The organism is Paenibacillus sp. 01T424 (assembly GCF_056398745.1).
In genome coordinates, this window is sequence record NZ_JBFTPZ010000008.1 from 133,007 (window position 1) to 148,616 (window position 15,610).

18 protein-coding genes are annotated in these 15,610 nt (G+C 44.5%); 7 read left to right on the forward strand and 11 right to left on the reverse strand.

All coding sequences use genetic code 11. The features are described 5' to 3' along the window. Positions 1-82: 82 nt before the first annotated feature. Together AC1DPK_RS09470 and AC1DPK_RS09475 are read right to left on the reverse strand one after the other, a co-directional pair. Positions 83-253 carry an aspartyl-phosphate phosphatase Spo0E family protein gene (locus AC1DPK_RS09470; protein ID WP_441883062.1) on the reverse strand — a complete coding sequence of 57 codons (171 nt, stop codon included), beginning with the start codon at positions 251-253 and terminating at the stop codon, positions 83-85. A 207-nt stretch (positions 254-460) separates the two neighbouring features. Continuing rightward, positions 461-634: a YjfB family protein gene (locus AC1DPK_RS09475; RefSeq protein ID WP_076268202.1), complete on the reverse strand. Its 174-nt coding sequence runs from the start codon at positions 632-634 to the stop codon at positions 461-463. A 190-nt stretch (positions 635-824) separates the two neighbouring features. On the opposite strand from AC1DPK_RS09475, the gene AC1DPK_RS09480 reads away from it, so the two are divergent. Then, positions 825-992, forward strand: coding sequence for a hypothetical protein (locus tag AC1DPK_RS09480; RefSeq protein WP_441883064.1), 168 nt, complete (start codon positions 825-827; stop codon positions 990-992). A gap of 136 nt (positions 993-1,128) precedes the next feature. After that, positions 1,129-1,380, forward strand: coding sequence for a DUF3892 domain-containing protein (locus AC1DPK_RS09485; RefSeq protein ID WP_076268203.1), 252 nt, complete (start codon positions 1,129-1,131; stop codon positions 1,378-1,380). Between the two features lie 65 nt (positions 1,381-1,445). Here the strand turns inward: AC1DPK_RS09485 and AC1DPK_RS09490 are convergent, their stop codons facing one another. Next, the gene (locus AC1DPK_RS09490; protein ID WP_477510120.1) at positions 1,446-2,174 is read right to left on the reverse strand and encodes an MBL fold metallo-hydrolase; all 729 of its coding nucleotides are present in this window, start codon (positions 2,172-2,174) and stop codon (positions 1,446-1,448) included. A 132-nt stretch (positions 2,175-2,306) separates the two neighbouring features. Between AC1DPK_RS09490 and AC1DPK_RS09495 the strand changes: the two genes are divergently transcribed. The 3 genes from AC1DPK_RS09495 (at position 2,307) to AC1DPK_RS09505 (ending at position 3,672) form a co-directional block, all read left to right on the forward strand. Further along, positions 2,307-2,510 (forward strand): hypothetical protein, encoded by a 204-nt coding sequence (locus tag AC1DPK_RS09495; protein WP_076268205.1) that lies wholly within the window; start codon positions 2,307-2,309, stop codon positions 2,508-2,510. A gap of 169 nt (positions 2,511-2,679) precedes the next feature. After that, on the forward strand, positions 2,680-3,243 hold the full coding sequence (locus AC1DPK_RS09500) for a stalk domain-containing protein (RefSeq protein WP_076268206.1): 564 nt from the start codon (positions 2,680-2,682) through the stop codon (positions 3,241-3,243). Positions 3,244-3,363: 120 nt separating this feature from the next. Next, positions 3,364-3,672, forward strand: coding sequence for a DUF1292 domain-containing protein (locus AC1DPK_RS09505; RefSeq protein ID WP_076268207.1), 309 nt, complete (start codon positions 3,364-3,366; stop codon positions 3,670-3,672). Between the two features lie 77 nt (positions 3,673-3,749). On the opposite strand, the gene AC1DPK_RS09510 is transcribed toward AC1DPK_RS09505, so the two are convergent. Both AC1DPK_RS09510 and AC1DPK_RS09515 read right to left on the reverse strand, forming a co-directional pair. Further along, positions 3,750-4,166 (reverse strand): DUF1885 family protein, encoded by a 417-nt coding sequence (locus AC1DPK_RS09510; RefSeq protein WP_076268208.1) that lies wholly within the window; start codon positions 4,164-4,166, stop codon positions 3,750-3,752. A 131-nt stretch (positions 4,167-4,297) separates the two neighbouring features. Then, positions 4,298-5,767 (reverse strand): aminotransferase class I/II-fold pyridoxal phosphate-dependent enzyme, encoded by a 1,470-nt coding sequence (locus AC1DPK_RS09515; RefSeq protein WP_477510121.1) that lies wholly within the window; start codon positions 5,765-5,767, stop codon positions 4,298-4,300. A 175-nt stretch (positions 5,768-5,942) separates the two neighbouring features. Between AC1DPK_RS09515 and AC1DPK_RS09520 the strand changes: the two genes are divergently transcribed. Then, positions 5,943-7,136, forward strand: coding sequence for an MFS transporter (locus AC1DPK_RS09520; RefSeq protein ID WP_477510122.1), 1,194 nt, complete (start codon positions 5,943-5,945; stop codon positions 7,134-7,136). A gap of 60 nt (positions 7,137-7,196) precedes the next feature. Here AC1DPK_RS09520 and AC1DPK_RS09525 read toward each other — a convergent pair whose 3' ends face one another. The 3 genes from AC1DPK_RS09525 to AC1DPK_RS09535 all read right to left on the reverse strand — a co-directional run bounded on the left by AC1DPK_RS09525 (position 7,197) and on the right by AC1DPK_RS09535 (position 9,706). After that, positions 7,197-7,859 carry a TetR/AcrR family transcriptional regulator gene (locus AC1DPK_RS09525; protein ID WP_477510124.1) on the reverse strand — a complete coding sequence of 221 codons (663 nt, stop codon included), beginning with the start codon at positions 7,857-7,859 and terminating at the stop codon, positions 7,197-7,199. A 66-nt stretch (positions 7,860-7,925) separates the two neighbouring features. Next, positions 7,926-8,945, reverse strand: a complete 1,020-nt coding sequence (locus AC1DPK_RS09530; protein WP_477510125.1) for an ABC transporter permease — start codon at positions 8,943-8,945, stop codon at positions 7,926-7,928. Next, positions 8,942-9,706, reverse strand: a complete 765-nt coding sequence (locus tag AC1DPK_RS09535) for an ABC transporter ATP-binding protein (RefSeq protein WP_477510126.1) — start codon at positions 9,704-9,706, stop codon at positions 8,942-8,944. The genes AC1DPK_RS09530 and AC1DPK_RS09535 overlap by 4 nt, the downstream gene beginning before the upstream one ends. 252 nt (positions 9,707-9,958) lie before the next feature. On the opposite strand from AC1DPK_RS09535, the gene AC1DPK_RS09540 reads away from it, so the two are divergent. Continuing rightward, positions 9,959-12,988 carry an efflux RND transporter permease subunit gene (locus AC1DPK_RS09540; RefSeq protein WP_477510127.1) on the forward strand — a complete coding sequence of 1,010 codons (3,030 nt, stop codon included), beginning with the start codon at positions 9,959-9,961 and terminating at the stop codon, positions 12,986-12,988. Positions 12,989-13,069: 81 nt separating this feature from the next. Here the strand turns inward: AC1DPK_RS09540 and AC1DPK_RS09545 are convergent, their stop codons facing one another. The 3 genes from AC1DPK_RS09545 to AC1DPK_RS09555 are packed head-to-tail and all read right to left on the reverse strand — an operon-like array spanning position 13,070 to position 15,557. Continuing rightward, positions 13,070-13,717 carry a DUF1054 domain-containing protein gene (locus AC1DPK_RS09545; protein WP_477510128.1) on the reverse strand — a complete coding sequence of 216 codons (648 nt, stop codon included), beginning with the start codon at positions 13,715-13,717 and terminating at the stop codon, positions 13,070-13,072. A 26-nt stretch (positions 13,718-13,743) separates the two neighbouring features. Further along, complete coding sequence (locus AC1DPK_RS09550) at positions 13,744-14,385, reverse strand: response regulator transcription factor (RefSeq protein WP_339208782.1); 642 nt, start codon at positions 14,383-14,385, stop codon at positions 13,744-13,746. A 41-nt stretch (positions 14,386-14,426) separates the two neighbouring features. Continuing rightward, the gene (locus tag AC1DPK_RS09555) at positions 14,427-15,557 is read right to left on the reverse strand and encodes a sensor histidine kinase (RefSeq protein WP_477510129.1); all 1,131 of its coding nucleotides are present in this window, start codon (positions 15,555-15,557) and stop codon (positions 14,427-14,429) included. Positions 15,558-15,610: the final 53 nt, after the last annotated feature.

Here is a 15,610-nt window from a genome sequence, read left to right on the forward strand (position 1 = left end):
ATTTTATCTCCACAATCAGACCTCCGAAACGTAATTTCATATTCTTCCATGCAATATAAGAAAACCTCTTCATGCGAAAGGGCTAATTTGAATGATTGGCTAAACATCCGGAATATTGATTTAAGAGAAAATCCAGTTCTTGGCTAATTTTGAGAACAGCTTGATCTGTAAAATTATTGCACGCGCCAAATATCTCGACCATTTCAGCTCGTACTTCTTCAATTCTTTGTTGATAAAAGCAAATGTTCATCATAATCCCTCCAACTTTTCATTTGTTAAATTAAGGATAAACGAAGGTTGTTAGAATTTTTTAACAATGAGATTAGGATAATGTTAGTTTTCTGAACAATCTCAAAGAAGCAGGCCTTCGTATTAGATTAACTAAACCAATCAGTTTCATTTGAAACAGTTTCAAGATGGAAAACCCCCAAGTAGCGATTTATGCCTTTGGGGGTTCAGTTTAAACTTGTATATCGATGCTTTGGCCTAAATGAGGTTGTGCTTGTTTCATCATTTGAACCATATCCTGCGCTTGCTGCGTAGCTTGTTCCTTTGCTAAAGACATGACACGGATGCTCGCTGCAAGTGCTAAGCTGTTCTGATTCATCGCAATTGATGCTGCTGCTATATCCATAATACACCTCCTTACTCCATTATCGGCAAAAACGATCAACTTCTTTACAATAAATCGTTGCCCGCTAGAACTGCTCTGATATGCTGCTTAAAGCTATTTCATGCGACCTAATTGTGGATTTAATTTAAACAATACTAAAGGCACGATTAACAGCATACGATGATAGAAAGCGCGCAGGAGGCGGTTGCTGTTGGCAGCAGAGTATGCCTATTTAGCCATTTGGCTATTGGGGATGTTTGGAATTATCGGCATTGTTATTGGTTCTGTAGCAAATTTCGCAATACATGATTCCTTGTCGCATGACGAGCAGTTTGTTTGGCGAAGGAAAATTCCAGCTGACGCAATCAAAAGAAAATAAAAACAAAAATCCAGCGTTCGCTCCTCATGCGATAGCGCTGGATTTTTTTTGTAAGCGATGGTGCATAATTATTGCACACGCAAGGCATGATAGTAATTGGCTGTACATTCTTATCAGTTGAGAGGGGCTAACAAAGATGAGTCACGAGGTTGGCGGACAAGATACTAGGGAGCAAATTGTTGCTGTACAAAAGGATGGAGACGGTGATCTTACCGCATTCAAAACGAATAGCGGCCGAGTGCTTGACTATGCAACGGCACTTCAAGAGGTACAAGCAGGTCATATTGCAGGGGTAAATGCCTTTAAAGGAAAAGATGGCGACATCTATATCCGAGGCGACGCAGATGGAGATCCAACAAACAATTTGGATCAGCTTCCAATGTTCTAAATGAAATGTTAACTACATTAATAAAAAGGCGCCGCACTTCTTAGATGTCGGCGCCTTTTTTGTATTTAGTTGATCTCATAGCTTTCATGCTGCCTAACAATTCGCATATGGCCGGTTAAACCTTCATATTGCTCTATGGTGTCTCCGTAATGCATAAGCCATATTTTACTTTGAATAGATTCAGGAAGGCTTAGAAGCTCCTCCAGGCTTGCGTGAACAACAGCTGGCGCTTCAAGCTGGCAATCATGGTAAATAGTCGTTACGCCATCATCAACTAATTGCTGAAGCAGCTCTGGATCAAATCGCATGTCGGCAGAGTAGAAGAAGCTGTTGTTAAAAATAAAGGAATAGCTTGGCTTATTAGGAATATGCTTCGTTTGCAACAGCATAACAGTCAAACCAGGATGAATTTCAAATTCGTTATTTGGCTGAATCGGATGGACCTCGAAAAAATCCTCAAGCTTGGTTAAAGGATCCTGCGTTAAACCTCCGCGAAGCGTTTGCTCCCAAAGCGGTTCAACTAACGACTCTGCTATGTATAGGACAGGCTTTCGATTATATTTAAACATCATTTGAAAGGCGTATTCTTCTAATCCACCTACATGGTCCCCATGAATGTGACTGATGAGAACAGCATCCAGGTCAGAGAAGGCCAGTCCTTGTTGATGTAAAGCCTTCGGTAAAGTGATTCCGCAGTCTACGAGCAATCGGAAGCCATTCACTTCAATAATAGCGTTATTATTATCGTATTTTTTGGCAAAGGCACTGCCTGTCCCAATCATTTTTATTTTCATGAATCACACCTCCTYAGCTTTCTATATTGTTTAATGTACCAAATTTAAAATATATCTGACAAATAAAGATGCACATTCGCCCGTGTCTACATACAATGCTAAAGCGATACGTACAGTGGAGGCGAACAAGTGATGAGCAAAGGAAAAGGCAAAGTTGTAAAGAAGAAACAGCCGGCAAGCGATCGGAAACAGTATAATTATAAACTTGTACTTTCGGATACCTGTGCAGTATGTAAAACACCGTGTACAAGAGGGATGGCATACCTTGCAAGAATGAAAAATCCTGGTACAGTCGGCAAAGGTGTTCCTTGCATTTTAACAAGAACGTATGGGTAATTATTATTTCCACTTTAATATTTCCCAGGCAAGCGCAGGTTTCAACAGCATTTGACAATAATGGTTAAGTTGTAGTATGGGATTAAAAATGTTTCATAAAACGCGCAACTTTGCTCGGGTTGACGAGTATAACCTTTCATCCAGGCTATCGGATGGAGGGCTTACAACTATGAAAATCAGAAAAATCGTTATTCTGCTTCTGCTGCTATCTCTATGGGGTGGATCGATGATGTTCGCAGACTCAGCTATACAGAAGGTTCGCGTTCTCATTAACGGAGATGATCAGGATGACGGTGGAATAATGACCGATGGCAAAACTTATTTGCCGCTTCGTCAATTAGCCACATCTATGCAGGCCATTGTGGAATGGGACAATCAAACGAAAAAAGCGACCGTTTATAAGCCTAACGTGCATATGTTTCTGTTCCAAAATAATGCCGTATTCGGAAACGTAGCAAAAGGCTATCAAGCGAAGTTTAAAGTGTTTGCCCAGATCGATAACTTGATGACGGATATTGTAGCCGTCAAGGTTTCCATTTTCGATCCGAATGGTAAAGAGAAAGTGATTCAAACGGAAAGTGTCAAAACATCAAAAGATAATTTCTGGTTCGCTACAGAAGATATCTCATATAAATTCGAATCTAGCGGGAAATATCCGATTCGTTTTTACCTTAAGCTTAAGGGCTCAGATGAGTGGACTGTTGTTTCAGAAAAACTAATTTCTTCTTTGTAGTCATCAAATGGTCTACCTAAGGCGCTCCTTTTCTTCATAGGGGCGTTTTCGTTTGACCGTTGATAGAGTGTCATGTTAATATACGATAGTCTGTAAACATTATTGAAATGGGGTAATAACATGAGCGAACATCAGCATGGCGATGATTGCGGCTGTGGTGAAGACCACGAGCATGAAGAGCATGTCTTTATCGTGACTGACGACGAGGGCCAGGAACGTGAAATGGTCATGGTTTATACGTTTGAATCCGAAAGCCAAGTTTACGCTGTATTGCTGGATCGCAACGATCCAGAAGCAGACGGCGTTATCTTCCGTATTGAAGAAGAAAACGATGAGTCCTTCCTAGTTGGCATCGAAGATGATGCGGAATGGGATCGCGTAACAGCGATTTATGAAGAAATTGCTCGTACGGAAAGCGAAGAGAACTAGTTCTCTTAAGCTTTAAACGATCAAGTACTAAAAAAACGATCTGCGAGTTTCGCTTGCGGATCGTTTTTTTTATTAACTTATTTGCGTGGATTAAAATAAATCGTTCTTCCATTAAACATTGTCAGCTCTGCCTTCAACTGCTTAGCTATATATTTGCATAGTTCATTTGCTTTCGATTTGTCTCCGTGCGTAGCTTCCTCTGGTAACACGACTTGAACGCAAGGGACGTTTTGGCCTGCTGCGCTTGCCGTTTCGCCGGGTCCAAAGATGATATGTTTATAAAGGTGGTTAATACCCTTTAAATAAAACCAACGATCATCATCCTTCGATTCGATCGTATAAGGAAATGCGGCTTCGGCATAGTCCCAATCCAATTGCGAGCCGGTAAGGCTTGTTTGCTCCCGGTAACCTATAAGCTCGTTCTTAATTTCTTGCAGCGTCAGTTTCTCCACGGATGATCCTTGCACAAATTTGATATAAGCGCTTTGACTCATCGCATCTCACCTCTGCCAACATCATAGCATGCTCGAAATAGGTTGACAATAAGTGGTATTCCGTAAAAATAATTAGAAAAAACCGACCTCAGGATTTCTATAAGATTCCTGAAGATCGGTTTTATTATTTATTATGAAATGGCTGTTTCTTCAACGATTACTTTAACGAACTCGATGCTGCGATCTTCCGGCCCCTTGACAGGCAATCCGACTTGGACATGATCCACGATATAATCGATATTTTTTTGGGTAATGACTTCGCCTGGCAGCAGAATCGGGATGCCTGGCGGGTATACATAAATGAATTCAGCAATGATTCGGCCAGCTGATTCTTTGAACGGAAGAACTTCTGTCTCACCGTAAAACGCATCACGAGGCGTTAAGGACAGCTGTGGAATATCTGGAATTTTGACCACTAATTCACGTGCTTCAGCGCCTTCATGGAAATGTTCAGACAATCCACGCAGGGCAGTTAACAATTTAGACACGGAATCAGAGGTATCTCCAGGCGTAACTAAGCAAAGAATGTTATACATATCGCTCATTTCAATTTCCACATTATAGTTGTCGCGCAGCCAGTTCTCCGTTTCATATCCTGTGATGCCAAGGTGGCGAACATGAACGGAAACTTTAGTTGGATCGAAATCATAAGTAGCCTCATCGCCGAGAATTTCTTCTCCGAAGCAATATAGACCTGGGATTTCATTGATTTGTTTGCGTGCGGATTGAGCAAGCTCAATCGCGCGCTCAGCGATTGCATGTCCGTTCAAAGCAAGGTTTCGTCTAGACGTATCAAGCGAGCCTAACAAAATATACGAGGTCGACGTTGTGGTAAGCATGCTGATAACGGTTTGAATACGATGCGGGTTAACTCTTCCTTTGCGCACATTAAGAACCGAGCTTTGCGTCATAGAACCGCCGAGCTTATGAACACTTGTCGCAGCCATATCCGCGCCTGCTTGCATCGCTGACATTGGCAGCTTCTCATGGAAATGAATGAGTACGCCATGTGCTTCATCCACGAGTACAGGGATATCAAAGCTATGAACGAGATCAACGATCTCCTTAAGATTGGCGCAAATACCGAAATAGGTAGGGTTGATGACAAGCACGGCCTTTGCATCCGGATGGCGCTCAAGCGCTTTACGGACGGAGCGGGTCGTTATGCCATGATCAATACCTAGGTTATTGTCACGGGCTGGCGAGATGAAAACTGGTCTGGCACCTGCAAAAATAATGGCGGCCATAATGGATTTGTGAACATTACGAGGCACGATAATTTTGTCCCCCGGGGCACATACGGTCAAAATCATCGTCATAATTGCGCCGCTTGTTCCTTGTACAGAGAAATAAGTATAGTCTGCTCCGAAAGCGTCAGCAGCTAGCTTCTGCGCTTCCTCAATAACGCCGGTTGGCTGATGCAGGTCATCAAGCGGTGCTATATTGATTAAATCGATCGACAACGCGTTATCGCCGATAAATTCGCGAAATTCGGAATCGCTGCCTAATCCCTTTTTATGTCCGGGAATATGAAACTGAACGGGATCCTGCTCCGCATGCTTACGAAGCGCGGTGAAGAGCGGGGTTTTATTGTGATCCATCGCTTTCATCCCTGCCTTTCTTTAAAGTTTACAAACAAAGTTGAGTATAGCAAATACAGGGGGGAATGCAAGCTTCATTTTTGAGATAGGAGCATCATTTTCAATTTGTTCTTCAATTGTTCATACATGTGTGATAAATGGATATGGTAACATAGGTTGGTGGAGGGGTTGTATTATGAAAGATAAACGAATGCTAATTGTAATGGCTACTTTAATGACAACATTTATAGGGTTCGGCATTATCATCCCGGTTATGCCAGAAATTATTCAAGCCGCAGATCCGAGCAAAGCGGAACTCCATACAGGTTGGATGCTTGCTGTTTATTCTGCAGTTTCCTTTTTCTTATCACCATTTTGGGGAAGCTTGTCCGACCGTATCGGCAGACGGCCGATTATTTTAATAGGGATTATTGGTTTTGCCGCAAGTTTCTTGTTATTTGGTTTATCGTCAGGAAACCTAACGCTCATGTACCTCTCAAGGGTGCTAGGGGGCTTGTTCTCGGGGGCGGTTGCTTCCGTTATTGTAGCGTATGTCGCTGATATTACATCGCCTGAGGAAAGAACGAAGGGGATGGGGCTCGTTGGGATGTCCATCGGTCTAGGCTTTACGATCGGACCTGGCGTTGGCGGTTTGTTAAGCGTGATCTCACTGGAAACGCCATTTTATGCAGCATCAGCGTTAGCACTGTTAACGTTCATCTTGGCTGCATCAAAGCTCAAGGAATCACTAACACCTGAGCAGCGGAGCAGCCAATCAGAGAAGCGTGTATCACGCTGGGCTGCATTTACAGGACCGCTTAAATATTTGTATGTGTTAGCCTTTTTTGTAACATTCACTCTCGCTGGAATGGAAGCGACCCTGCAGTTTTTTGGCATGCGGCGTTTTGATGTGACTCCGTTTCAGGTCGGAATCTTATTTTTTGTTTGCGGATTTGTGGGAGCACTCGTTCAAGGCGGAGTTGTGCGGCGGAGAATTAAGACAGGCGAGGAGCCGAAATATATTGCGATCGGACTTGTCATCTCGGCACTTGGGTTTTTTATGCTACTAGGCGCACATTCCCTTTGGTGGGCTACGTTGTCACTTGCTGTATTCGGAATCGGCAATGCCTTAATTAGGCCATGTGTCACCTCGCTCATCACTCAGAAGACGACTGTTGGCAAAGGGGTAGCATCCGGTCTAAGCTCTTCGATGGACAGTTTGGGGCGTATTGCCGGCCCGCTGCTCGGTTCATTTTTCTTCACGATAGAAATGGGACTGCCATACTTGCTCGGCGGCATACTATGTCTAGCTGCACTGCTGCTATTGTTTCGTTTCCGTCAAATGGATAAAACTAGCGCCTCGGAAACAGAAGTTAACGCTGCAAAATAAAATGAAAACAAGCCGGTTCCTCATCTTGCGATGGGCGACCGGCTTGTTTTCTTTTGGAGCTTAAGGGGCAAGCCCTTTTATAATAAAAGTAATAGTCGCCTCTTTCTCTAACTCATCATCCCAGTGAATGCCATCTGTTTTTCCGATGAACGTACGGCTAAGGACATAACCGATTAAGGATGAGGCGATTAATCGAATGACAGTTAATGGGGCCCAATTAACGATTACGCCTTGCTGCTGAAATTGCGTAATACTAATACTGAATTTTTGTACCACTTTTGAGAGGATGAGCTTCTGGAATTGGTCCAGCAGTTCGGGATGAAAAGGAATCTCTTGAACAAAAATTTTCAACACCTGAACATGACGCTCAACAAATGCAATGCGATTTTCTATAATTGCGCGCAGCATAAGATCTAATGTGTCAAAGCGGCTCTCGAGAACCTTATAGAAATCGCGAAGTACAAAAGGAGCGATTAACTTTGCCATAACAGGCGCAACAATCGAGAAAAGCAAATCCTTTTTGGTTTTATAATGACGAAAAATAGTTCCTTCTGCCACACCGGCTCGCTGGGCGATTTCACTTGTAGAAGAGGCGGCAAAGCCCTTCTCAGCAAAGATTTCGGAGGCAGCCTGCACGATTTTCAATTGTTTTTCCGTCATTTTTTCTTCTTCGTTATCTAGTTGCAATAGCTTCTGCAGCCATTGATCCACCGGTTCTGACATGCAAGACACTCCTTCGCGTTAACCCATTCCTTTGATTATACCAGTTGTTCTATTGTCTACATATGTCTATATACGGCGGTGCTTCTTTAGAGCCAGCACATTCAATATTGCAAACAATAAGGAAAATCCCGCCAACACATATACATTTACCTGAAAATCATTCCAGCGCTCGCCGCGTATCATTATTCCCTGCATAGCATCTGCGCCATAGTAAAGAGGCATTAGGTAACTTAGCTTTTGCAGCCAGGGGTTCATGGCATCAAGGTTAAACAACCCTGAGAAGAAGGCTTGCGGCACGATGACAATAGGAATGAACTGTATGATCTGAAATTCACTGCTTGCAAAAGAAGACAACAGTGTTCCGAGTGTTAACGCTGTTAATGATAGTAATAAATTAATGACCAGCATATATAAAATGCTGCCCTCCATGTACATCCCAAGAACTTGAACGGAATACCAGGCGATCAAGCAGGCTTGAATTAGGGTGAAAATACCGAAACCGGCTAAATAACCGACTACGATTTCGCTTCGCCTAATTGGCGTTGCTAATAAGCGCTCCAAAGTACCGCTCGTTCGCTCGCGCAGGAAGGAGACACCTGCAAGTAAGAAAACAAAGAAAAACGAGAAGAAGCCTATTAAAACAGGCCCAAAGGAGTCGAATGGAGCCATGTCAGGACCGCCGTGCAAGTATGATATAGCTGGGGCGGCTTTATCTAAGCCTTGTTGCATCACGCTTTGAATAAGCAATATTACCGCTCGATTGATGGAGGGATCGCTGCCCTCAAGCGTTAGTTTAGGCATGCCGCCGGTTGCTTCCAATATCGCGTCGAGCTTGCCGTCTTGTAAAGCAGCTTGAGCAGCAGCACTTTCATCATAAAGTGTGATTTCAGCATCAAGCTGCTCAAACTTTTCTGTTAAAGCTACAGGCACATTAACCATTCCGATTGCTGGAGAGACAGCTTGCCCATCAAATACTAATTTCATTAAAGTTAAGATGAATAGGGGAGCAAGAAATAACAAGGCAAGCGTTCGTTTATCACGCAAAAATTGATTAATAATTCGAATGGCGAGCGCACGTATTCTCATTGTTCAGCTCCTTTGCTTTGACCAAGCGCAATGAACGCCTCTTCGAGTGTGGCGCAGCCTGCTTGCTGCTTAAGTGCTTCAGGCGTATCGATGGCTGTAAGTTTACCGCTTCGTATGAGCCCTAACCGATCACATTTCTCGGCCTCGTCCATGACATGAGTTGTTATAATAATGGTCACGCCTTGTTTGCTCAGTGCGGATAGCTCTTTCCAAATCGACTGGCGTAAAACAGGATCAATGCCAACGGTTGGTTCATCGAGTACGAGAAGCTCAGGCTCATGCAATAGCGCAATTGCGAGCGAAAGACGGCGTTTCATACCGCCAGAATAATCAACCGTTTGCTTATGAAGATGATCGGTTAGCGCAACAAGCTTGGAGACCGTTTGAATCCGATCTTGCAGTATGGCTCCCTTTAATCCAAACATAGCCCCAAAAAACGCTAAGTTTTGCTTGCCAGTCAATTCACTATACAAAGCGTCTGATTGAGCCATATATCCAAAGGCTTGCAGCATTTTCAATTGCGGCATGGGCTCGCCAAGCATTCGGACCGTTCCGGCATTTGCCCTGTCTATTCCAGTCATGACCTTGATCAACGTTGTTTTCCCCGAGCCCGATGGGCCTAATAAACCAAATAGTTCACCTCGCGGAATAGAAAGTGTAATGCCATCAAGAACGGTACGATCCCCAAATGAACGGTTAATGTCTTGCAGTTCTACGGCGAAGGTTGTTTCAGCTAATATTGCTGGACTGTTAGTCATCATCGATCACACTCCACTTTCTCAAATGAGTAATCACTCCACCCAATTATATACAGAGAATGCCTAAAATAAAAGTGAGTACTTACTCATTTTTATTCCAGGCTGTCCACATCCTCAGTCTCTGGTCGTAGATGAATCAAGACTAAAGCCGAGAACCAATAACCTTCTCTGGACGTTTTTGGTAATCATACTTTCCCTCTATGATTAGAAAAGACAAAAAAAGAAATCCGTAATCGGAGAAGGAGTCGGAAACAAATGAGTAAATTGACGGAATGGTCGTTCCGAAATAAGGCGGCTATTATACTGATCGTCATTATGGCTTTAGTGATGGGGGTAATCAGCTATTTGAGGCTGCCGATGGAGTTTCTGCCTGCTGCAGATAATCCACAGGTCATGGTCACGGCAATAGGGCCGGGGAATGACGCGAAGRCGATGGAGCAGATGGTCACAAATCCTTTGGAAGAAGCTGTAACGCTCGTTAAAGGAAAAACGGATATGTTCTCTACATCAGGTGATGGTTATGCTCAAATCAGCTTGAATTTCAATTCGAAGACGAATATGAAGGAAGCGAAGACGGAAGTCGAGCAATTGGTCGCTCAGGTACAGCTTCCGGCAAATGTAATGAAGCCTTTCGTCTTGCAATTGAATACTTCAATGATTCCAATCTCATGGGTGACGTTGACCTTTGATGAAGGATTATCTGAGCAGCAAAAAGACGCAAAGCTGAAAGAAGTAACTGCGGAGCTTAAAAAGACCGAGGGTGCGGGCGAGGTTAGCATTAGCGGCAAATCGTCGCCATCGGTTCATATCGTACCAGATACGGAGAAGCTTGCACAGGCAGGAATTCCGGTACAAGCGTTAATGGGCGTGCTTCAAGGCAGGGGAGCGTCGGTTTCACTCGGGGAACGCACGTTGGATGGCGCAGATGGCAATATTAACGTGTACGATCAAGTATCTGATGTGGAAACACTGCGCAAGCTTCCTGTTGCAGCAGGTGTGAAGCTTGGGGATGTTGCAGCGGTTGAGCTCGCCAAAGACCAAGAAAGCATAAGCCGTATGAACGGCAAAGATGCGATTATGTTCACGGTCTCTAAATCTGCTGATGCGAATGCTGTGAATGTAGGCAAAGCAATCAAAGAAACGATTGATCGTTTAAATGCAGATGTGGAAGGTATCGATGCTTCCATCATTTTGAGCACATCTGATTCGGTCGTATCTTCTGTTAATAGTATGCTGCGAGAGGTTTTGCTTGGTGCATTGTTCGCAACCATCGTCATTTTATTGTTCATGCGCAACTTTAAAGCAACGCTCGTGACGATTGTTTCGATTCCGTTGTCGCTTGGCATAACGCTGTATCTTCTCCAGCTCTCTGGTGTATCACTTAACATTATTACACTTGGAGGCGTAGCCGTCGCGGTTGGAAGGCTGGTCGATGATAGTATCGTCGTTATTGAAAATATTTATAGAAGGCTGCAAAAGGAGTCCTTCTCTATTAAGCTAATTACGGATGCAACGAAGGAAGTGGCTTCGGCCATTACCTCGTCAACGCTCGTTACAGTCGCAGTATTTTTGCCAATGGGCCTTCTGCGTGGTTCATTGCAAGCATTTCTTCTGCCATTCGCGCTGACAGTCGCTTACTCATTGCTCGCTTCTCTACTTGTAGCGCTGACAGTTGTACCTCTTTTAAGTGCAATATTGCTTCGCGGCACAAAGGAGAAGGAGCATGCTGGTTCTCCAAAATTCGCTTCCTTCATTCGTTGGAATCTTGCTCATAAATTAGTGCCGTTAATCATTGCGGTATTGCTGTTTGCAGGATCGATCGGCGCTTATATGTTCATGCCAAAAGGAGCGCTTGATTCCTCAAGTGCGGGGAATTTAAATGTAGCACTGCAATATCCGAGCGATACGCCGGCGGATCAAGTACTCGAAGCAGGGAAGAAATTCGAATCCTATCTAACTGCAAATCCAGATATTGAATGGGTCATGATGATGCTTGGCAATAGTGCAGATGCGGCTAAGTATGGCTCGGTGACTTCGCCAACGCTCATTACTTATATGGTAGATTTGAAGGAAGGCGTTGACGCAGAGCTCTTGATGGATAATATCAAGACTCAGAAGGATAATTATAAGGACGCAACCTTGACGGTTGATGCGGCCGATCTAATTATGGGCGGCGGATCATCGCAAATTTACATCGATGTCTCTGGTGAAAACTTGGAGCAGCTCTCTACAACCGCAGACCAGTTGATTGCAGCGATTAAACCTATCGATGGTGTGCTCAAGGTTGAGAGCAATCAAGAGGAGAAAAAGTCGGTTTATTCCTTCCATGTTGATCCTACCCTTGCCAAAGGCCAAGAGGTAGCCATGCAGCTGCAAAGCATGCTTAATCCTTTGCCGATAGGTTCGATCCAGCAAGAAGGCAGTGAAATTCCGGTTATTATGCTGCCTGTTGTAAACCCAGATTCAAAGGCAGAACTAGAGAAATTAACCGTAATGACAGAGTCTGGTCCAACACCGATGTCGAAGGTAGCGGAGTTGGTTCGTACCGAGGAGCCTTCCTTGTACTATCATAAAGAAGGCAAAACGTATATCCGTGTCACAGCGAGCGCCGAACCAAAAGAACTATCGGTCGTCGGCGATGAAATATCAAAAGCAACAAAGGATCTCAAGCTTCCTGATGGCGTCAGCCTTGCAGTAGGCGGAGCGTCGGCTGACCAATCGAGCGACTTTGCAGATTTGGGCTTAACAGCGCTTATTTCCATCGGTATTGTTTATCTGATCATGGTGTTGACGTTCAAGACGCTTCGTGCTCCGCTGGCGATTATGATCTCCTTGCCGCTTGCAGCAATCGGTGCAGTAACAGGCTTGCTCGTATCAGGCGTAACGCCAGATTTCACAGCCATGTTCGGAGCGCTGATGCTAATCGGAATTGTCGTCACGAATGCTATCGTATTAATTGATCGTGTGAAGCAAAACGAGCTGACGATGCCGATTCGTGAAGCGTTGATTGAAGCGGCTACGACACGGATGCGTCCAATCGTAATGACTGCGGTGGCGACAGTGTCCGCGATGCTGCCACTCGTATTCGGTTCGCATGAATCGGGCAGCATCGTCTCCCAAAGCTTAGCGATCGTCGTTATTGGTGGGCTAGTTGCGGCTACGCTGCTCACGCTAATTATCGTTCCTTGTGTCTATGAGCTGTTATTTTTCCGTACTTCACGCAAGCAACGTCGCAATATGGCTTCCTCCGCACATGCGGAAGCGGCTGCATCACAGCAAGTGTAACTAAACGATAAAAGGCAGTACTTTTAGGTCAGAATGGACCTAAAGGTACTGCCTTTTTTTGAATAGATATTAAATCCATTCTTATACATTAGCCATATGATATAACGGCATTAGCGTTTTATAAGTGGAGGAAGTAAGCTCAAGCAGTGCATCGCCGTCTTTGAGAATCGGATCGCTCGCTTGCACATGACGGCCGATAAGCAGTTCAGCTTTCTGAACATCACGGAAACGAACGAGCGCATCGTTCCAATCTTGTTTTGACATCGTACTGACAGCGGTGGACTCTTTTTTCATATGATCAAGTGAAAGTACAAAATCCTTAGGTACATTTGCAATGACCTCATCAATTTGGTTCAGGAAGGCCGTTGCGATATTGGATTTATGCGGAACCTCGTAAATGAGAGCAAACCACATAAATAGATGATCATCAAACAATCCAAGCTGAAAATGCGGATGTGCCTTGTAGCCGCGTTTGCTAGCGCAAATGGCAAGCCAAGTATCCTTTGGCGGATTCACTTTACGACGAGCATGCCTTGCAACATGCAAGTACATTTCATTGCCGGCGTGAACAGCTGCATCGACGCTGAGCTGCTCGCCGATCGCTCGGAATTTCGGCTGAATCTGATTTTGAATAGCAGCCATACGCTCCTCAAGCCCTTGAAGCGCAAAAACATCGAAGTCGGCTTGTGTAAAGCCAACAAGCGGGGTAGAAGTAATCTGTGTTGTCATTAAATTAATCTCCTTCAATCAAACAATTATTGGTGCAATAATTTCAAATAAAAAATGGCGATTTGCGTTCGGTCTCGAAGCTCGAGTTTATTAAGTATTTCAGTAATATAATTTTTAATTGTTCCTTCGCTTAAGAAAAGGGTAGCGGCAATTTCCTTATTGGATTGACCGTCCGCAATCAGCCGAACAATTTGTACCTCAGCTTGTGTAAGTCCTGAAATCATTACTGATTTGGTTGAATCGGCTCGTGGCGTCTCCAGCATCCCAGCCAATTTACGGGCGATGTCGGGATGGATCAGCACGGAACCTTCATGAACAGTTTTTATGCCGCTTATAATACGGCTTGGCGGTACATTTTTGAGCAAATAGCCGTTGGCTCCGTTTCGGATGGCTTGCGCGATGTACTCGTCATCATCAAATGTCGTCAAAATAAGCACGGCAGGTGGGGGATCAAGTGCGCGAAGCAGCTTCGTTCCTTCCACACCATCGCAGAGCGGCATTCGAATATCCATTAGCACGACATCGACGGGATGTTGGCGGGCAAATTGTTCGGCCTCCAGACCGTTTGCACAAACGCCAGCGACATGCAATTCGTTATCCAATCCTAAAATAACGTTCATGCTCTCTCGAATAAAAGGATCATCATCCACTATCAGCACTTCAATCATTTGCTCAAATCTCTCCATTTCTAAAAAGAGCAGAATCGTCGTTAACCGCCAAGCAGCGGAAGTGTTGTCGTTATTGAGAACTRATCGGCCTTCTGCCAGTCCATTTGGCCCCCAATTAAGGCAATCCGCTCTCGCATCCCCTTCATGCCAAGACCAGCTTCGATAGGCTCGTCGGGCAAGCTGCCGTTATTGGATACGGTCAGCGCTACGTACGCAGTTAAAAAATTTAAAGTAACCGCAACCGACGTCGCTTTTCCATGCCGAACAGCATTCGTAATCGCTTCTTGGGCATTTTTGAATAAAATGAGCTCGATGCTGGGGTAAAGCGGTCTGGGATGGCCCGTTACATGGAAGCTTACGGATATGCCTAGAGCAGAAGCGGATTCTTCAACCAGACGGTCGAGGGCATACTGCCTAACGTCCTTTTCCGCATCTGATGCAAGTCTTCGTACCGTTCTGCGCATTAGCTCCATGCTGTCCTGCAGCTGATCACGCATTTGCTCAACCGTGCTGCGAGCTCTTGCGTTATCTGCATCGAATAAATGCAAAGCCGCTTCGGACATCATTTTGACGCGAATAAGGCGGTGCCCCAAATCATCATGAATATCTTTGGCGATGCGGTTTCGCTCTTCAATCTGGGCTTGATACTCAACCTGCAAAGCGTAAACCTGCATTCTGCGTTTGGCTGAGTCAAGCTCTGCATGGCTTGCAGCCAGTGCTCCGTATAAATCTTCTATTTGATGATGTTTGTCCTCAAACTCGTTGGAAGCATAGAGGACGGCTGCTGTAGTTATCCATAGTACCGCTACAGCAAATATGATTTCGGGTTCTCTGCCATACATACCTGTCAATAAAGCAGCTAAGCCAGCGATGGTCCAAGCTGTGCTGACCATGCGAGTCGGCCTTTGTTGAAATGAGGCAATAAGGGTGGAGAAAAGCAATAGAAACAGAACTCCACCGTACGAATAGGAAAACCATGAAAAAGCGATTAACTCCAGCACCAGCAATAAAATTCGATATTTAGGATATAGGGAGCCAGCTTTCGTTAGGAGCAGAGCAAGGAGTACAGAGGCGGTGTAATGAGCATATAAACCTGCTTCGACATGCACGATACTAATAATAGAAGGAATCGCTACTAACAAGGAACGAATTTGATTCAGTTGTTTCTTCATATCCGAGCAGCTCCTGCAGCTGAATTTGATTTATTATAGCACATTGTTTAATG

Bases quoted from the DNA above. Each gene is read 5' to 3' on its own strand.
- AC1DPK_RS09545 (WP_477510128.1), bottom strand. From the start codon at position 13,717: ATGACAACACAGATTACTTCTACCCCGCTTGTTGGCTTTACACAAGCC.
- AC1DPK_RS09515 (WP_477510121.1), bottom strand. From the start codon at position 5,767: ATGGATCACAATAAAACCCCGCTCTTCACCGCGCTTCGTAAGCATGCG.
- AC1DPK_RS09510 (WP_076268208.1), bottom strand. From the start codon at position 4,166: ATGAGTCAAAGCGCTTATATCAAATTTGTGCAAGGATCATCCGTGGAG.
- AC1DPK_RS09550 (WP_339208782.1), bottom strand. From the start codon at position 14,385: ATGATTGAAGTGCTGATAGTGGATGATGATCCTTTTATTCGAGAGAGC.
- AC1DPK_RS09535 (WP_477510126.1), bottom strand. From the start codon at position 9,706: ATGATGACTAACAGTCCAGCAATATTAGCTGAAACAACCTTCGCCGTA.
- AC1DPK_RS09485 (WP_076268203.1), top strand. From the start codon at position 1,129: ATGAGTCACGAGGTTGGCGGACAAGATACTAGGGAGCAAATTGTTGCT.
- AC1DPK_RS09530 (WP_477510125.1), bottom strand. From the start codon at position 8,945: ATGAGAATACGTGCGCTCGCCATTCGAATTATTAATCAATTTTTGCGT.
- AC1DPK_RS09490 (WP_477510120.1), bottom strand. From the start codon at position 2,174: ATGAAAATAAAAATGATTGGGACAGGCAGTGCCTTTGCCAAAAAATAC.
- AC1DPK_RS09475 (WP_076268202.1), bottom strand. From the start codon at position 634: ATGGATATAGCAGCAGCATCAATTGCGATGAATCAGAACAGCTTAGCA.
- AC1DPK_RS09520 (WP_477510122.1), top strand. From the start codon at position 5,943: ATGAAAGATAAACGAATGCTAATTGTAATGGCTACTTTAATGACAACA.
- AC1DPK_RS09500 (WP_076268206.1), top strand. From the start codon at position 2,680: ATGAAAATCAGAAAAATCGTTATTCTGCTTCTGCTGCTATCTCTATGG.
- AC1DPK_RS09470 (WP_441883062.1), bottom strand. From the start codon at position 253: ATGATGAACATTTGCTTTTATCAACAAAGAATTGAAGAAGTACGAGCT.
- AC1DPK_RS09495 (WP_076268205.1), top strand. From the start codon at position 2,307: ATGAGCAAAGGAAAAGGCAAAGTTGTAAAGAAGAAACAGCCGGCAAGC.
- AC1DPK_RS09525 (WP_477510124.1), bottom strand. From the start codon at position 7,859: ATGTCAGAACCGGTGGATCAATGGCTGCAGAAGCTATTGCAACTAGAT.
- AC1DPK_RS09505 (WP_076268207.1), top strand. From the start codon at position 3,364: ATGAGCGAACATCAGCATGGCGATGATTGCGGCTGTGGTGAAGACCAC.